This is a genomic window from Gordonia sp. KTR9, assembly GCF_000143885.2.
In the GTDB taxonomy this organism is placed as follows: Bacteria; Actinomycetota; Actinomycetes; order Mycobacteriales; family Mycobacteriaceae; genus Gordonia.
In genome coordinates, this window is record NC_018581.1 from 1,016,028 (window position 1) to 1,031,050 (window position 15,023).

Here is a 15,023-nt window from a genome sequence, read left to right on the forward strand (position 1 = left end):
TGGTCGACGCCGACGAATGTGTGGGAGTGAGCGTGGGCGCGGAGCGTGCGAAGTCGGCTGACGCCGACCCTCCCGCGTCTGTCGTCCCCGCCCCAGACATCCCGGCCGCCGACATCCCCGGACCCACAGTCGCCCGGCTGGCGACCTATCTGCACGTGCTGCGCTCGTTCAGCCGCCGGGGCGTCCTGGTGGCGTCCAGCGGCGAACTGGCGACGGCGGCCGGTGTCAACCCCGCGATCCTGCGCAAGGACCTCTCGTATGTCGGCGCCAACGGCGTGCGGGGGGTCGGCTACGACGTGGGCAGGCTGACCGCCCGGATCTCGATGACCCTGCACACCGACAGCATCCACACCGTTGCGCTCGCCGGCGCCGGCTCGCTGGGACGCGCACTGCTGTCGCACGCCGGCTTCGGGCGAGGGTTCCGGGTCGTTGCGATGTTCGACGCCGATCCGGCCCTGACCGGCACGGTCCTGGAGGCCGGCGGCCCCCGGGTGGCGCCGCTGACCGACATCGCGGACGTCTGCCAACGGGCGGTCCCGACGGTCGAGATCGCGGTGATCGCCACGGCCGACGACGACGCCCGGAACGCCTTCGACGCCTTCGTGGCCGCAGGGGTTCGGCAGGTGCTCAACGTCACGCCGGTGTCGCTTCCGGCGGAGTCGGATGTTGTCGTCAGACAAGTTGATCTAGCCTTGGAACTACAGGTGTTGGCTTTCCAGGCCTCTCGCGGGTCGCGCGACGACGTCAAGGAGCCGCGCGGAACGAAGCCGGCTCGCAGGCACCAGGGAAACGCAATGGGTGAAGAAACGGTGACAGCGTGAGTGTTCTGTTGTTCGGGGTATCGCACCGCAGTGCTCCGGTCGAGGTGCTCGAGCGGTTGGCGGTCTCCGACCACGACCGGCCCAAACTGATCGACGAACTGCTCTCCTCGCGGGCGATCTCCGAGGCCATGCTCGTGTCCACCTGCAACCGAGTGGAGATCTACGCCGTCGTCGACGCCTTCCACCCGGCCCTCGAGGCGGTCGGCGCGGTCCTCGGCGACCACTCGGGCATGACCGTCAACGAGATGACCCGTCACGCCTACGTCCGGTACTCCGAGGCCGCCGTCGAGCATCTCTTCACCGTCGCGGCAGGCCTCGATTCGCTCGTCGTCGGCGAGCAGCAGATCCTCGGCCAGATCCGCAACGCCTACCTCAGCGCCGACGCAAACGACTCCGCCGGACGTGTCCTGCACGAGCTGGCCCAGCAGGCGCTGCGCGTCGGCAAGCGTGTACACACCGAGACCGGGATCGACCGGGCGGGTGCCTCGGTGGTCTCCGTCGCGCTCCACCGCGCCAAGTCGCTGCTCACCGATCCCGCGACCGGTGCCCATCGCCTGCGTCGTGCGGTCGTCGTCGGTGCCGGCGCGATGGGTGGCCTGGCCACCGCGCAACTAGCCCGCGAGGGCGTGACCGAGATGGTCGTCGTGAACCGGACCGTCGAGAAGGCGGATCATCTCGCCGGCAACATCGCCGCCAACCACGGCATCAGCGTCCGGGGCGTCGGGCTCGACGACCTGCCGGCTGCGATGGCCACGGCCGACGTCGTCGTCACATGTACGGGCGCGATCGGTGCGGTCGTCGGTGTCGGTTCGGTGCACTCGGCGCTCGCATCCCGTGCCGGTGACGCGGCTCCGCTGGTCATCTGCGACCTCGGGTTGCCGCGCAACGTCGACCCGGCCGCCGCACGACTGCCCGGCGTGCACATCGTCGACATCGAGGGACTGCGCGGAGACTCCGAGACCCAGGCCGCCGAGAACGACACCCTCGCGGCCCGTTCGATCGTCGCCGCCGAGCTCGCCGACTACCTCACACATCAGCGTCAGGCCGAGGTCACCCCGACGGTTGCCGCCCTGCGTCAGCGCGCCGCCGACGTCGTCGAGGCCGAGATCCTCCGGCTCGAGACCCGTCTCCCGGACCTCGAGGGCGCACAGCGCGACGAGGTCGCCAAGACCGTCCGCCGCGTCGTCGACAAGCTCCTGCATGCGCCGACCGTGCGCGTCAAGCAGCTGGCCTCGACCCCCAACGGGGACCACTATGCCGAGGCGCTGCGCGAGCTCTTCGAACTCAAGCCCGGTGCCGCGGAAGCGGTTTCGGCCCCCGACCATCTCGGTGGCCTGCCCGCGGGCGACGCGGCCGGCGAGCTGGGTGACCGATGAGCGCAACCTCTCCCGCGCCGATTCGGATCGGAACGCGGGGTTCGCTGCTGGCCACGACCCAGTCGCAGACCATCGCCGATGCGTTGACCGCCGCCGGACACCCGGCCGAGCTGGTCATCATCAAGACCGCCGGTGACGCCTCGGCGGCGCCGGTGGCCGAGATCGGTGTCGGGGTGTTCACCACCGCCATCCGCGTTGCCCTCCGGAACAACGAGGTCGACGTCGCGGTGCACTCCTACAAGGATCTCCCGACCGCCCCCGAGGACGACCTCACGATCGCGGCCGTCCCGACGCGCGTCGATCCCCGGGACGCGCTGGTCGCCCGTGACGGACTGGTGCTCGGCGAGCTCCCGCCCGGCTCGGTCATCGGCACCTCCGCCCCGCGACGGGCCGCGCAGCTTAAAGCATTGGGTCTCGGTTTGGAAATCCGCCCCCTACGAGGCAACCTTGATTCTCGGTTGGGCAAAGTCGCCAGCGGCGAACTCGACGCAGTCGTGGTCGCCCGCGCCGGACTCGTGCGGATCGGACGGACCGAAGTGGTCTCCGAAGCGCTCGAACCGGTGGTCATGCTGCCGGCTCCGGCGCAGGGTGCACTCGCTGTGGAGTGCCGCTCCGACGATGCCGAACTGGTGAGAATTCTCGCCGAGTTGGACGACAAGTCCACCCGCGCGGCAATTGATGCCGAACGGGCGGTACTCGCGGCTCTCGAAGCCGGATGTACCGCACCGGTCGGCGCGATCGCTGAGGTGGTCGAGTCGATCGACGAGGACGGGCGCATCTTCGCCGAACTGTCGCTGCGAGCGGCGGTGGCGGCCGAGGACGGGTCGGACGTGATCCGCGCTTCGGTGGTGGGCCCGGTCGATCGTGCCGTTCAACTGGGCAAGGATCTCGCCGCCGAACTGCTGGAGCTGGGAGCGGGCGACCTCGTCAACTCTCCCTAGCAGAGAACGAACTGCAGCCCTCGCCGAGAGGGCAGGAGAGTGCGAACCCATGAGCCGTACGAAGAAGGCAAATCCCGGACGGATCCTGTTCGTGGGGTCGGGTCCAGGGGACCCAGACCTGCTCACCGTGCGGGCGCGCACCGTGATCACCAACGCGACCACGGCCTACATCGACCCCGATGTGCCCGCGCCGGTGGTGTCGCTGATCGGTAGTGCGCATCGCGACGAACCCGACGTCGACACTCGCCGATCCGCCAAGAAGGCCGAGAAACCCGCCGACGACGCCACGTCGACGCCCGCCTCCCCGCCCGACGAACCCCAGGCCGTCGAGGGTGATGCCGGCCAGGCCGACGAGGAGTCGGTGGTCCGGCCGGCGCTCGGCGACCCGGCCGAGGTCGCCAAGACCCTCGTCGCGGCGGCACGCAACGGCGACGACGTCGTGCGTGTGGTCTCCGGGGACCCGCTCACCACCGACTCGGTGCTCGCCGAGGTCAACGCCGTCGCCCGCACCTCGGTCACCTTCGAGGTCCTGCCGGGTCTGCCCGCGGCCTCCGTCGTGCCGAGCTATGCCGGTATGCCGCTCGGCTCGACCCACACCGAGGCCGACGTGCGCGGCGAGGTCGACTGGGCCGCCCTGGCGGCCGCGCCGGGCCCGCTGGTGCTGCACGCGACGTCGGGTCACCTCGCCGAGACCGCGAGCGCCCTCACCGAGCACGGGATGGCGCCCCAGACCCCGGCCGCGATCACCATCAACGGCACCACCTGCGCGCAGCGCACCATCGAGGCCACCCTCGCCACGCTCAACGAGCAGGGCAACGCACTCACCGGCCCGCTGATCGTCACGGTCGGCAAGGTCGTGGGTGCGCGCGGAAAGCTCTCGTGGTGGGAGTCGCGTGCCCTGTACGGCTGGACCGTCCTGGTGCCGCGTACCAAGGACCAGGCCGGCGACATGAGCGAGCGGCTCGTCAGCCACGGCGCCATGCCCAAGGAGGTGCCGACCATCGCGGTCGAGCCGCCGCGGAGTCCCGCGCAGATGGAACGCGCCGTCAAGGGGCTCGTCGACGGGCGCTACCAGTGGGTCGTGTTCACCTCCACCAACGCCGTCCGCGCGGTCTGGGAGAAGTTCGCCGAGTTCGGGCTCGACGCCCGGGCGTTCTCCGGCGTCAAGATCGCGTGCGTCGGTGAGGCCACCGCGGAGAAGGTGCGGTCCTTCGGCATCAACCCCGAACTCGTGCCGTCGGGTGAGCAGAGCTCGCTTGGCCTGCTCGAGGAATTCCCGCCCTACGACGACGTCTTCGACCCGGTCAACCGAATCCTGTTGCCGCGCGCGGACATCGCCACCGAGACCCTGTCCGAGGGACTGCGTGATCGCGGCTGGGAGATCGACGACGTCACCGCCTACCGCACCGTGCGCGCGGCCCCGCCGCCCGCCGAGACCCGCGAGATGATCAAGACCGGCGGCTTCGACGCGGTCTGCTTCACCTCCAGCTCGACGGTACGCAACCTCGTCGGCATCGCCGGAAAGCCGCACGCGCGCACCATCGTCGCGTGCATCGGACCCAAGACCGCCGAGACCGCAACCGAATTCGGACTCCGGGTGGATGTGCAGCCGGAGAACGCCTCGGTGATCGAGCTCGTCGACGCACTCGCCGAGCACGCTGCCCGCCTCCGGGCCGAGGGCGCACTTCCGCCCCCGCGCAAGAAGTCTCGCCGCTCGCGTTCCTGAGCTGCTCCTGCTCCCTGAGGCGCCGCCCTGAGGTGCGAGGAGCGCAGCGACGAGCCTCGAAGGGTGTGAGGAGCGATAGCGACGAGCCTCGAAGGGCTCGTGAGACGAAGGAGACGACATGCCACCCGTGATTCGGCCCCGGCGGTTGCGTACCACCCCGGCGATGCGCCGGCTGGTCGCCGAGACCTCACTCGAGCCGCGACATCTGGTGCTGCCGATGTTCGTCGCCGACGGCATCGCCGAGCCGGTGCCGATCTCGTCGATGCCGGGCGTCGTACAGCACACGATGGAGTCGCTACGCGGTGCCGCGGCCGAGGCGGTCGCGGCCGGCGTCGGCGGACTGATGCTGTTCGGCGTGCCGCGTCCGGAGGACAAGGACGCCACCGGTTCCGGGGCCGACGCCGAGGACGGGATCCTCAACCGGGCCCTGCGCACCCTGGCCGACGATCTCGGGGATGCGACGGTGCTGATGGCCGACACATGCCTCGACGAGTTCACCGATCACGGGCACTGCGGCGTCGTCGACGACCGTGGTCGCGTCGACAACGACGAGACCCTCGAGCGCTATGTCTCGATGTCCCTGGCCCAGGCGCGGGCAGGTGCGCATCTCCTCGGGCCGAGCGGGATGATGGACGGTCAGGTCGCCACCATCCGGGCCGCTCTCGACGCGGAGGGCTTCACCGACACCGGGATCCTGGCCTACGCCGCGAAGTACGCCTCGGCCTTCTACGGCCCGTTCCGGGAAGCGGTCGGCTCGTCGTTGCAGGGGGACCGGCGAACGTACCAGCAGGATGCGGCCAACCGGGTCGAGGCGCTGCGCGAGGTCCGCCTGGACCTCGAGGAGGGCGCCGACATCGTGATGGTGAAGCCCGCGATGAGCTACCTCGACATCGTGCGCGACGTCGCCGACATGAGCGACGTCCCGGTCGCGGCGTACCAGATCAGCGGCGAATACTCGATGATCTCCGCCGCCGCCGAACGCGGCTGGATCGACCGCGACGCCGCGATCCTGGAGTCGCTGACCTCGATCCGGCGGGCCGGCGCGTCGATCGTCCTGACCTACTGGGCGGCCGAGGTGGCACAGCGCCTGTCGTGACCGCTCGCGGGGCGCTGGTGGCGATCCCGATTCACTAGGCTGGTCCCATGCCCGAACCGTACGGCCCCGCGCCCGAGTCCGACCCCGGCGCGTCGTCGCGACCGAAGATCCCCGACTCCGTCTCCATCGCCGTCGAACTGTGGGTGGTGGTGATCGTCGGGCAGATCGTGGCGCTGTTCGCGCAGACGGGCACGTTCGTCGACATGATCCGCGATCAGGTGCGCGCGGCGCCGCAAGAGGGGGTCCCGCCCGAGCAGGTCGACTTCATGACGTCGTCGGGCTTCGTGATCGGCGTGCTGGTCGTGACCTCGCTGTTCCTGACCGCTATCACCGCATTGGTCGTCTGGTTCACCCGGAAGGGTTACAACTGGGCGCGCGTGGTCCTGTCGGCGATGGGCGTCTACGTCGTGGTCAGCCTGCTGTTCTCGCTGTTCGGCGACACCTCGCCGGTCTGGGCGATGATCCCGCAGGTGATCAGCGGCGTCGCGGCGCTCGGCGCGACAGTGCTGCTGATGCGCGGCGACTCCGAGACGTATTGCCGGGCCATGGCGCAGGCGCGCAAGCCACAACCGGTCCACCCCCCGACGCCGCCGTATCCGTACGGACAGAACCCGTATGGCCAGAACCCGTACGGCCAGAACCTGTACGGGCAGAATCCGTACAGCCAGAACCCGTACGAGCGGAATCCTTACGGACAGAATCCGTATGGCCAGAACCCGTACGGCCGCAGTCCGTATGACCCGAACCCACACGGCGAGAACACGCCGTATGGTGACAGCGAACATCGGGATGAGCGCGTCGGCCCTCATCCCGAGAAGCCCCACTCGGAGCCCGTCCATCTCGAGAAGCCGCGCCCCGAGAACCTGCGCCCCGAGAACTCGGGGTCCGAGAACCAGAACGAAGGACCGAAGAACCAGTGACAAGTCCCGATCCGGCGCTGCGTCCGAAACTCGTCGTCTGGGCCTACCGGTGCTGGCTGGCCTCGGGCGCGCTGCTGGTAGCGCTCGGCGCGCTGGTGATCGTCGTGTCCGCGGTCGCCGACACCGGGACCGTCACCTCCGGAGTGCTGGGTGCGATGGTCGTCGTCGTGGGGGTCGCGTACATCCTGCTGGGCAGCAAGGCCTACACCGGCGATGTGCGGTGGCGGTCGTCGCTGGCGGCGCTGACCCTGGTCGTCGTGGCGATGCTGCTGTTCCTGAGCCTGGGAATCCAGTTCTTCGCATTCCCCCTGCTCGCTGCGATCGTCGGTCTGTTCGGGTCGTTGCTCGCCTACCGGCCGCCCGCCGAGACCTGGTACACCGGCAAGGAGCCGGACGCTCCGGCCCGCCGGTCCCGCAAGAAGAACACGTGACCTCCGATCCGCCCGCCTCCGAGCCCGACGCCCCGGAACCCGACGCCCCGGACTCCGACGTTGCGGACCCGGAAGTAGTCGAACCCGACGCCCCGGAACCCGATGTGGCGGACCCCGTGGAACCGGCGGGGGAGATCTTGTTCGCCGAATCCGGGGGCAGTTGGTGGGTCGTCGTCATCGGTCCGATCCTGGTCGGTGCTGTCCTGGCCCTCGAGATCGCCGGACCCGGTCAGGTGCACTGGCCGGTGCTGGCGATCTTCTTCGTGCTCCTCCTCGGGTTCTCGGTCGTGCAGGTGTCCGCGGCGCGTCGCCATGTCAGCGTCGAACTCACCGAGACCACCCTCCGGCAGGGCGCCGTCACGACCCCGCTCGCCGACATCGAGAAGATCTTCCCGCCCAACCACGGTCACACCCCGGAGGACTGGGAGAGTTCGTCCGCGCTCGGCGAGCTGCACGGAGTACCCCGGCGCCGCAAGGGTATCGGCGTGAAGCTGACCTCGGGGACACTCGCCCAGGCATGGGCCCGGGACGTCGAACGGTTGCGCAGCGAACTCACGCAGGCGCACGAGGCGGTCCGGCTGGGTCTGCCGCCCAGGGGCACCCCGACCACGGGCCGGGACCCCGGGGATCAGGACGTGACCGAGTGACGGCCCGCCCGGCTGTCGCGATAGGCGCGGCGTCGTAGATCGCCCAGCCACGACGGCGCGAACTCGACGCCTTCGGGCCGGTGCAGGATCGGGTCGAAGTCGACGTCGAGTCCGGTGAGGACGTGGTCGAGTTCGATCCGGACCACGGGCACGAACCGTCTGGCGCCCGCTTCCAGGACGATGACGATCGGCTGGTTCCGGCGCAGACGAGCGGCCAGGTCCTCGATCGACACCCCGGAGGAGTCCGACGGCTCGAGGATGCGGGCCCGGATCCAGTACAGCCGGCCGTCGTATCGGTAGGGCGTCAGGCTCGACACCGCGGTGGCCCAGTGCGTCGTCGGAAGCGGTACGGGCAGGCGGCCGGCCAGCGGGGCCGGGCCCGCCAGCAGGAGGTCCCAGGCGCCGGTCGCGTTCGTCGACGGCGAGACGCCACCGCCGCCCACGGTGCCGGGGTCGCTCGCCGGGAACCTGATGGCCACTCCCACGATGTCCGGTAGTGCGCCGGGCGTGCCGATCCCTTTCGACACCCGCACCGACACCGGGCCGCTCCGGAAGGGCAGTGGGTGATCCGCGGACAGTGCGGCGTGACCCCCGCACAGCAGACCGTCGGGGTGGAACACCCGCGCGTGTCTGAGTGCGCCGAGCCAGCGGAACGGGGTCGTGATGAGGTCGGGTAGTGCGCTCATGAGAACTCCGGTTGTCGGGTGGACGCGCGCGTGCCCGGAGGCGTCCCCGTGAACGGGTCCGCCGCCGGGCGACGTGCGCAACAACTGTCGGTCTAGCCGGACGGGTCGGGGTCGACGGCGTCCTTGATCTTGCCGATGACACCCTTCTCGGTGCCGAACTGCGGCTTCTGCGGGGTGCCCATCGCGCCGTCGTAGGTGGCGTAGAGCTTCGGGTCCGGTGGGGGGCCGGACTGCCGGTCGCCGAGGGGCTGCGGATCGGCCAGGAACTTGAACTCGTGGGCACCGTCGGGGGTGGGTCCGCTGGCCCAGCCGCCCTTGTTCGAGTCCTCTCCGTCGGAGAGGTGCCACAACGTGCTGGCGTGCTCGCTGAACTCCTCGTCGAACAGATCGTCGGGGGCGATGGTGCCCTCCAGCCCGTCTTCCTTGAGCTCCTCGATGCCCTTGAGCCACAGGTTCTGGTGGAAGGTGTCGCGGGCGAGGTTGAACCGCAGCATCGCCTTCACGCCTGGGTCATCGGTCATGTGCCACAGACGCGCGGTCTGCACGCGTCCCTGGGCCTCGGCGGTCACGTTCGCGTGGAAGTCGGCCAGGAGGTTGCCGCTGTGTGTGATGTATCCGCTGTTCCAGGGCACGCCGTTGCTGTCGGCGAGGCGGGGCCCACCGCCGGAGAAGATGGCCTGGGTCGGATCGGTGCCGCCGAGTACGGCCGCCACCACCGGATCTCCCAGAGCGTTCTCGGTCGAGTTGGTGACCGGCGCGCCTTCGAGCAGACGGGCGACCATGGTGGCGATCATCTCCACGTGACCGATCTCCTCGGTCGCGATGTCCATGATCATGTCCTTGTATTTGCCCTTCATGCGGCAGTTCCAGCCCTGCATGAGGTACTGCATGGTCACGGTCATCTCGCCGTAGGCGCCGCCGAGCAGCTCCTGGAGCTTGCGCGCGTAGATGGGGTCGGGCTTCTCGGGTTTGACGTCGAATTGCATGTAATCGGTGTGGCGGAACATGATTCCCTTCCATATCGGCAGATGCACTCTGTGGAAGCGCGGATGGGACGAGTCGCCGCGCAGGTCAGGTCGAACGTAGGACCCACGTGCTCTCGTCTGTGCGTCGCAGCGTGGTTTCCACAACGGCGTCGGCGGCAGTATGCCCGCATCGCCCATGCTCAAACACCAGACCGGAGAAACGACCGCGGCCACCGTCTCCTCGACGGTGGCCGCGATGGTCTGTGGAGCAGGCGTCAGCCGTTCTGCAGCATGGGTGCGCGCAGCAGCTCCTCGGGGACGCCGAACGCGTCGACCAGCGACCGTGCGTGCGGGCGCAGCTCCAGGCAGAGCTCGTTCACGCCGCGGCGGATCGCCTTGGCGCGCTCCACCGAGATGTGCCGGTGCATCAGGAACCAGGACAGGTCGTCCTCCAGCGCCGAATAGACGAACAGGTCGCACACCTTGCCCAGAAGGTCTGCCGCCGAACGGGAATCGCAGTTCTCGATCGCCTCGACGAAGGCCTCGAGCACGACACGCTCGATGTGTGCGTGTCCCACCTGCAGCAGATGGTCCTGCGCGTTGTTGAACACCTCGAAGGCATCGTTGTCGTCGTCGAGTGCGCGACGCAGACGTTGCGCACACGTGCGGACGAGGTGATCCTCGCGATTGCGGAACAGCCGGATCTGCGTGCTGCGGTCGGTGAGGGCCGACTTCTCGGTGTCCTCGTCGGAGCCGTCGAGCAGGGTCTGCACGACCTGCCGGACCGCGGTCTTCTCGGCCACCACGTCACGTGCCATGCCGGCGATGAAACGCACCCAGCCGCCGGCCGAGAGTCCCTGCACATCTTCGGAATACGCCGACAGCAGCTCCTTGGCGATCAGCTGCGTCATGATCGTGTTGTCGCCCTCGAAGGTGGTGAAGACGTCGATGTCGCCACGCATGATCGACAGCTGGTTCTCATCGAGATAGCCTGCGCCGCCGCAGGCTTCGCGGCTGACGTTGATGGCGTGGGAGGCGTGCCACGTGGCGTAGGCCTTCAGGCCGGCGGCCTGTCCCTCGAGCTGGCGCTGACGTCCGGCGTCGGAATCGTCGGGCGCGACCGACTGCACCTCGTGGAGCTCGGCGATGATCTCGTTCTGCGCGAACCCGATAGCATACGACTTGGCGATGAGCGGCAACAGCTTTCGTTGATGGCCCAGGTAGTCCATCACCGTGATCTCGTCGGTGGCGTCGGGTGCCTCGAACTGCTTGCGGATCAGGCCGTAGCGGGTAGCCAGTGCCAACGCCTTGCGGCCGGCGGCACCGGCAGTCGCGGCCACACTCACGCGGCCGCGGATCAGGGTGCCGAGCATCGTGAAGAACCGGCGGTTGGTGTTCTCGATGGGGGAGCTGTAGCTGCCGTCCGCGGCGACGTCGGCGTAGCGGTTCAGCAGGTTCTCCGCGGGGATCCGGACGTTGTCGAACATGATCCGGCCGTTGTCGACGCCGGCGAGTCCGCCCTTGTATCCGCAGTCACTGGTGGTGACACCGGGCAGGTCGTTGCCGTCCTCGTCGCGGATGGGCACCACGAAGCAGTGCACCCCACGCCCTTCGGCCTCCTCGTCGGGTCCGCCGGTGACGAGCTGCGCGAACACGGCGGCGTAGCGGGCGTGTGCGGCGGCGCCGCCGATGTAGTCCTTGCGGGACGACGGGGTGGGGGAGTTGATCACGAACTCGCGGGCATCGCGGTCGTAGGTGGCCGTGGTCTCGATGGCCTGGACGTTCGAGCCGTGGCCGGCCTCGGTCATCGCGAAGCAACCGAGAACGCTCAGATCGATGATCCCGGGCACGTACTTCTCGTGATGCCTTGCGGTGCCGAGGTTCTCGACGGCGCCACCGAAGAGGCCCCACTGCACGCCCGCCTTCACCATGAGCGACAGGTCCGCGTAGCCGAGCATCTCGATGGCGGTGATCGACGCCCCGATGTCACCGCTGCCGCCGTGGTCTTCGGCGAACCCGGCGGCGGCGAAGCCCTGAGAGGCGAGCTCGCGCATCACCTCGAGGGTGTGCGCACGGGCTTCGTCGAGTGTCCGGGACGGGTCCGGCAGCAGGTCCGCGCGATTCGAGTTCTCGCGCACCGTCTCCCTCGTCGTGCGCCAGCGGCCGTCGAGGACGAACCGCAGGTTGTCGACCAGCAGGGCCCGCTCGTCCGCGGACAGCTCGTCGTCGGCGGACACCGACGCCGGCGTAACCGGATCGTCGACGGTCGGCTCGGTGGCGATGGGTGTCGGACTCGTCGTCGAAGGGGTCTTCGCAGCAGGGGCCTGTTCGTCGGGACTCGCCGAAGTGGGGGTTGCCATGGCTCCACCGTACGTAGTGGATCGGCGTCGGACCTAGCTTTTGTGGCGCTCGCTACTGACGAGTAAGGAACACCATCCGGTGGACGGGTCGGCGCCGAACATCCTCCTCGGGGCCGGTCCGACGGCCACGTCGCCCGCGGTGTGGTGATACTTGACCCATGTCAGCCGCGGACTCCGATCCGGCCGCGTTCCGCACGCGGGTCGTCGCCGAGTCGATCCGTCTGTTCAGCGAGCACGGGTACGAGTCGACGACCGTCGAGCAGCTCGCGGCGGCGGCCGGCATGTCCCGCCGCACGTTCTTCCGGCAGTTCGGGTCCAAGGAAGACGTGATCTTCGCCGACCACGAGTCGTTGCTCGCCCAGGTCGGCGCTCGGCTCGCCGCCGACCGCGGTGACCCGTGGCTGGCCGTCTGTGCCGCCGCGGAACTGGTCTTCGGCCACTTCGTCCGCGATCGGGAACTCGCGGTGCGCCGGGCGCAGGTGGTGCAGGAGGTGCCGGCACTGCGAGACCGGGAACTGGTGACCACCTATCGCTACCAGGGGGCGTTCGAGGAGTTCCTGCGCACCCGGCTGCCCGACGAGTCGCCGGTTCACGTCGTCGCCTACGTCGCCGCGGTCACCGGCACCCACAACTTCCTGCTCCGGCAGATGATCCGCGGCGATGCCGAGGCCACGCCGGAACGCCTGCGCGTGGAGCTCGAACGGGTAGCTGTGGCACTCGGTGCCGGACGGGCCGGGGAGGCGTCGACCCGGCGGGCGACACCGGGCAGACAGGTCACCGTCGTGACCTATCCGACGGGGACCTCGCCGGCGGAAGTCGCACGTCGCGTGGCCGAGGAGCTGGGGGAGGGCTGAGTCCCGCGAACGGCCGCGGGACAACCGCAGCGGATTCGGGGACAATCGGCCGGGAGAGGTCCCGCGCGGTTGACATGGCACTCAGTGCCGTGCTGCACTGGGGATCAACATCTGCCGGTACACGCGTGCCGGGAACGAACAGGCACTCCAGGTGCCGTGAGGAGTTGTCATGGGTTACGGAAATCCCGACTTCAACGTCTTCGAACTCCCGGAAGAGCACATCGCCCTGCGTGAGGCGATCCGGGCGCTCTCGGAGAAGGAGATCGAGCCCTACGCCGCCGACGTCGACGAGAACTCCCGGTTCCCCCAGGAGGCCCTCGATGCCCTCGTCGCATCGGGGTTCAACGCGATCCACGTACCCGAGGAGTTCGGCGGTCAGGGCGGCGACTCGATCGCGGCGTGCATCGTCATCGAAGAGGTCGCCCGTGTCGACGCGTCGTCCTCGCTCATCCCCGCCGTCAACAAGCTCGGCACCATGGGCCTGATCCTCAACGGCTCCGACGACCTCAAGCAGCAGGTGCTGCCCGGCATCGCGTCCGGCGAGGCTATGGCGTCGTATGCCCTGAGTGAACGCGAGGCCGGCTCCGATGCCGCGGGCATGAAGACCCGCGCCCGCAAGGACGGCAACAACTGGGTGCTCAACGGCACGAAGTGCTGGATCACCAACGGCGGCAAGTCGTCCTGGTACACCGTCATGGCCGTGACCGACCCGGAGAAGAAGGCCAACGGCATCTCCGCGTTCATGGTCCACAAGGACGATCCCGGCTTCACCGTCGGACCGCTGGAGAAGAAGCTCGGCATCAAGGGTTCGCCGACCGCGGAACTGTACTTCGAGGACTGCACGATCCCGCTCGACCGCATCATCGGCGACGAGGGCACCGGCTTCAAGACCGCCCTGCAGACCCTCGATCACACCCGCCCGACCATCGGCGCGCAAGCCGTCGGAATCGCGCAGGGCGCACTCGACCAGGCGATCGCATATGTCAAGGACCGCAAGCAGTTCGGCAAGCCGATCAGCTCGTTCCAGGGTGTGGAGTTCATGATCGCCGACATGGCGATGAAGGTCGAGGCCGCCCGCCTGATGGTCTACACCTCGGCCGCCCGCGCCGAGCGCGGCGAGAAGAACCTGGGGTTCATCTCCTCGGCGTCGAAGTGCTTCGCCTCCGACGTCGCGATGGAGGTCACCACCGACGCCGTCCAGCTCTTCGGCGGCGCCGGCTACACCCGCGACTTCCCGGTCGAGCGCATGATGCGCGACGCCAAGATCACTCAGATCTACGAGGGCACCAACCAGATCCAGCGCGTCGTCATGAGCCGCGCGCTGCTGCGCTGATCACCCACACCGCTGGTTGAGAATCACGATCTCGCCCCGTCGGCTTCGGCCGGCGGGGCGAACTGCGTTCCCGCGGTGCCGTTTCCGTCCCGCTGATGGGATCGAATCAGCGGCACGGAATTGGCGACGCGCGAAGGGTGCCCGTGAGGTGCTAGGCGTACGCCGACCGGAACTCGATGCGGGCGCCCTGCTGCCGGGCCGCGTCGCGGAAATTCTTCATCGCGCGTTCCATGTGGAAGCCGTTGGTCACGATGATCGCGCCGTTCGCGCCCATGTGCTTGAGCATCCGCACCGTGTTCTGGGCGTTCTGCACCGTGGAGGTCGACGCTCCTTCATTGACCATCTGCCACATCGGGATTCCGCGTCGGATGAGGCCGAGGTTCATGAACTGGGCTTCGGTGACCGGGAGCCAGTGGGTGTCGCCGCCGGAGACGATCATGCGGTTGAACGGGTGCTTCTTGCCGAGGTTGGCCGCGACGTCGAGCCTGCGCTTGAGGACATCGGGGGTCTGGCCGAGAACACCGAACTTGGCACCCAGGACGACGATGTAGCGAGTCGGCGGACTCTGCCAGAGGAAGTTGCTGTTCGGGGTGCCGAGTTCGGAGCTGCCGAGGTCCACGCTGCCGAAATCGGTACTGATCGCGGCATTCTGGACGTTCGCGGCCGGCTCGGACGGTGCGACGGCGACGGCCACCGAAGCGGCCGTGGCGATCGCGGCCGCGGCAGCCGCGGTCGTGAGGTTTCTACGACGCATGGTGACCGAGTGTAGGGATCAGTACGGGCGTACAGGTATCAAAGTGGTAACACCTGCATCACTAGTCACATACGTAACACCCTTCGAGGCTCGTCGCTATCGCTCCTCGCGCC

General features: G+C 68.7%; 14 protein-coding genes. 10 read left to right on the forward strand and 4 right to left on the reverse strand.

From position 1 onward, the window contains the following. The first annotated feature begins 32 nt into the window (after positions 1-32). From KTR9_RS05395 to KTR9_RS05430, 8 genes are all read left to right on the forward strand, one after another. Positions 33-821, forward strand: coding sequence for a redox-sensing transcriptional repressor Rex (locus tag KTR9_RS05395; RefSeq protein WP_010842035.1), 789 nt, complete (start codon positions 33-35; stop codon positions 819-821). Continuing rightward, complete coding sequence (locus tag KTR9_RS05400) at positions 818-2,197, forward strand: glutamyl-tRNA reductase (RefSeq protein ID WP_010842034.1); 1,380 nt, start codon at positions 818-820, stop codon at positions 2,195-2,197. The genes KTR9_RS05395 and KTR9_RS05400 overlap by 4 nt, the downstream gene beginning before the upstream one ends. Continuing rightward, on the forward strand, positions 2,194-3,138 hold the full coding sequence (gene hemC, locus KTR9_RS05405) for a hydroxymethylbilane synthase (protein WP_010842033.1): 945 nt from the start codon (positions 2,194-2,196) through the stop codon (positions 3,136-3,138). The genes KTR9_RS05400 and hemC overlap by 4 nt, the downstream gene beginning before the upstream one ends. Before the next feature lie 49 nt (positions 3,139-3,187). Continuing rightward, a complete protein-coding gene (locus tag KTR9_RS05410) occupies positions 3,188-4,864 on the forward strand; it encodes a uroporphyrinogen-III synthase (RefSeq protein ID WP_010842032.1) in 1,677 nt (558 codons plus the stop codon). 118 nt (positions 4,865-4,982) lie between these two features. Then, positions 4,983-5,960: a porphobilinogen synthase gene (gene hemB, locus KTR9_RS05415; protein ID WP_014925546.1), complete on the forward strand. Its 978-nt coding sequence runs from the start codon at positions 4,983-4,985 to the stop codon at positions 5,958-5,960. 47 nt (positions 5,961-6,007) lie between these two features. Beyond that, on the forward strand, positions 6,008-6,880 hold the full coding sequence (locus KTR9_RS05420; protein WP_014925547.1) for a hypothetical protein: 873 nt from the start codon (positions 6,008-6,010) through the stop codon (positions 6,878-6,880). Beyond that, the gene (locus KTR9_RS05425; protein WP_044505969.1) at positions 6,877-7,311 is read left to right on the forward strand and encodes a hypothetical protein; all 435 of its coding nucleotides are present in this window, start codon (positions 6,877-6,879) and stop codon (positions 7,309-7,311) included. Before KTR9_RS05420 ends, KTR9_RS05425 begins: the two co-directional genes overlap by 4 nt. Further along, positions 7,308-7,958, forward strand: a complete 651-nt coding sequence (locus tag KTR9_RS05430; RefSeq protein ID WP_049942571.1) for a hypothetical protein — start codon at positions 7,308-7,310, stop codon at positions 7,956-7,958. Before KTR9_RS05425 ends, KTR9_RS05430 begins: the two co-directional genes overlap by 4 nt. On the opposite strand, the gene KTR9_RS05435 is transcribed toward KTR9_RS05430, so the two are convergent. The 3 genes from KTR9_RS05435 to KTR9_RS05445 all read right to left on the reverse strand — a co-directional run bounded on the left by KTR9_RS05435 (position 7,940) and on the right by KTR9_RS05445 (position 11,969). Then, positions 7,940-8,644, reverse strand: a complete 705-nt coding sequence (locus KTR9_RS05435; RefSeq protein WP_044505971.1) for a hypothetical protein — start codon at positions 8,642-8,644, stop codon at positions 7,940-7,942. The two genes, KTR9_RS05430 and KTR9_RS05435, sit on opposite strands and share 19 nt — an antisense overlap. A gap of 92 nt (positions 8,645-8,736) precedes the next feature. Continuing rightward, positions 8,737-9,651, reverse strand: a complete 915-nt coding sequence (locus tag KTR9_RS05440) for a manganese catalase family protein (RefSeq protein WP_014925549.1) — start codon at positions 9,649-9,651, stop codon at positions 8,737-8,739. A gap of 233 nt (positions 9,652-9,884) precedes the next feature. Next, entirely contained in the window at positions 9,885-11,969 is a 2,085-nt protein-coding gene (locus tag KTR9_RS05445) for an acyl-CoA dehydrogenase family protein (RefSeq protein ID WP_014925550.1), read from the reverse strand. A gap of 158 nt (positions 11,970-12,127) precedes the next feature. Here KTR9_RS05445 and KTR9_RS05450 point away from each other — a divergent pair, with 158 nt between their 5' ends. Together KTR9_RS05450 and KTR9_RS05455 are read left to right on the forward strand one after the other, a co-directional pair. Further along, on the forward strand, positions 12,128-12,823 hold the full coding sequence (locus tag KTR9_RS05450) for a TetR family transcriptional regulator (RefSeq protein ID WP_014925551.1): 696 nt from the start codon (positions 12,128-12,130) through the stop codon (positions 12,821-12,823). Positions 12,824-12,992: 169 nt separating this feature from the next. Next, the gene (locus KTR9_RS05455; protein WP_014925552.1) at positions 12,993-14,156 is read left to right on the forward strand and encodes an acyl-CoA dehydrogenase; all 1,164 of its coding nucleotides are present in this window, start codon (positions 12,993-12,995) and stop codon (positions 14,154-14,156) included. Positions 14,157-14,307: 151 nt separating this feature from the next. On the opposite strand, the gene KTR9_RS05460 is transcribed toward KTR9_RS05455, so the two are convergent. Beyond that, entirely contained in the window at positions 14,308-14,910 is a 603-nt protein-coding gene (locus KTR9_RS05460) for a YdcF family protein (protein ID WP_014925553.1), read from the reverse strand. Between the last annotated feature and the right edge of the window lie 113 nt (positions 14,911-15,023).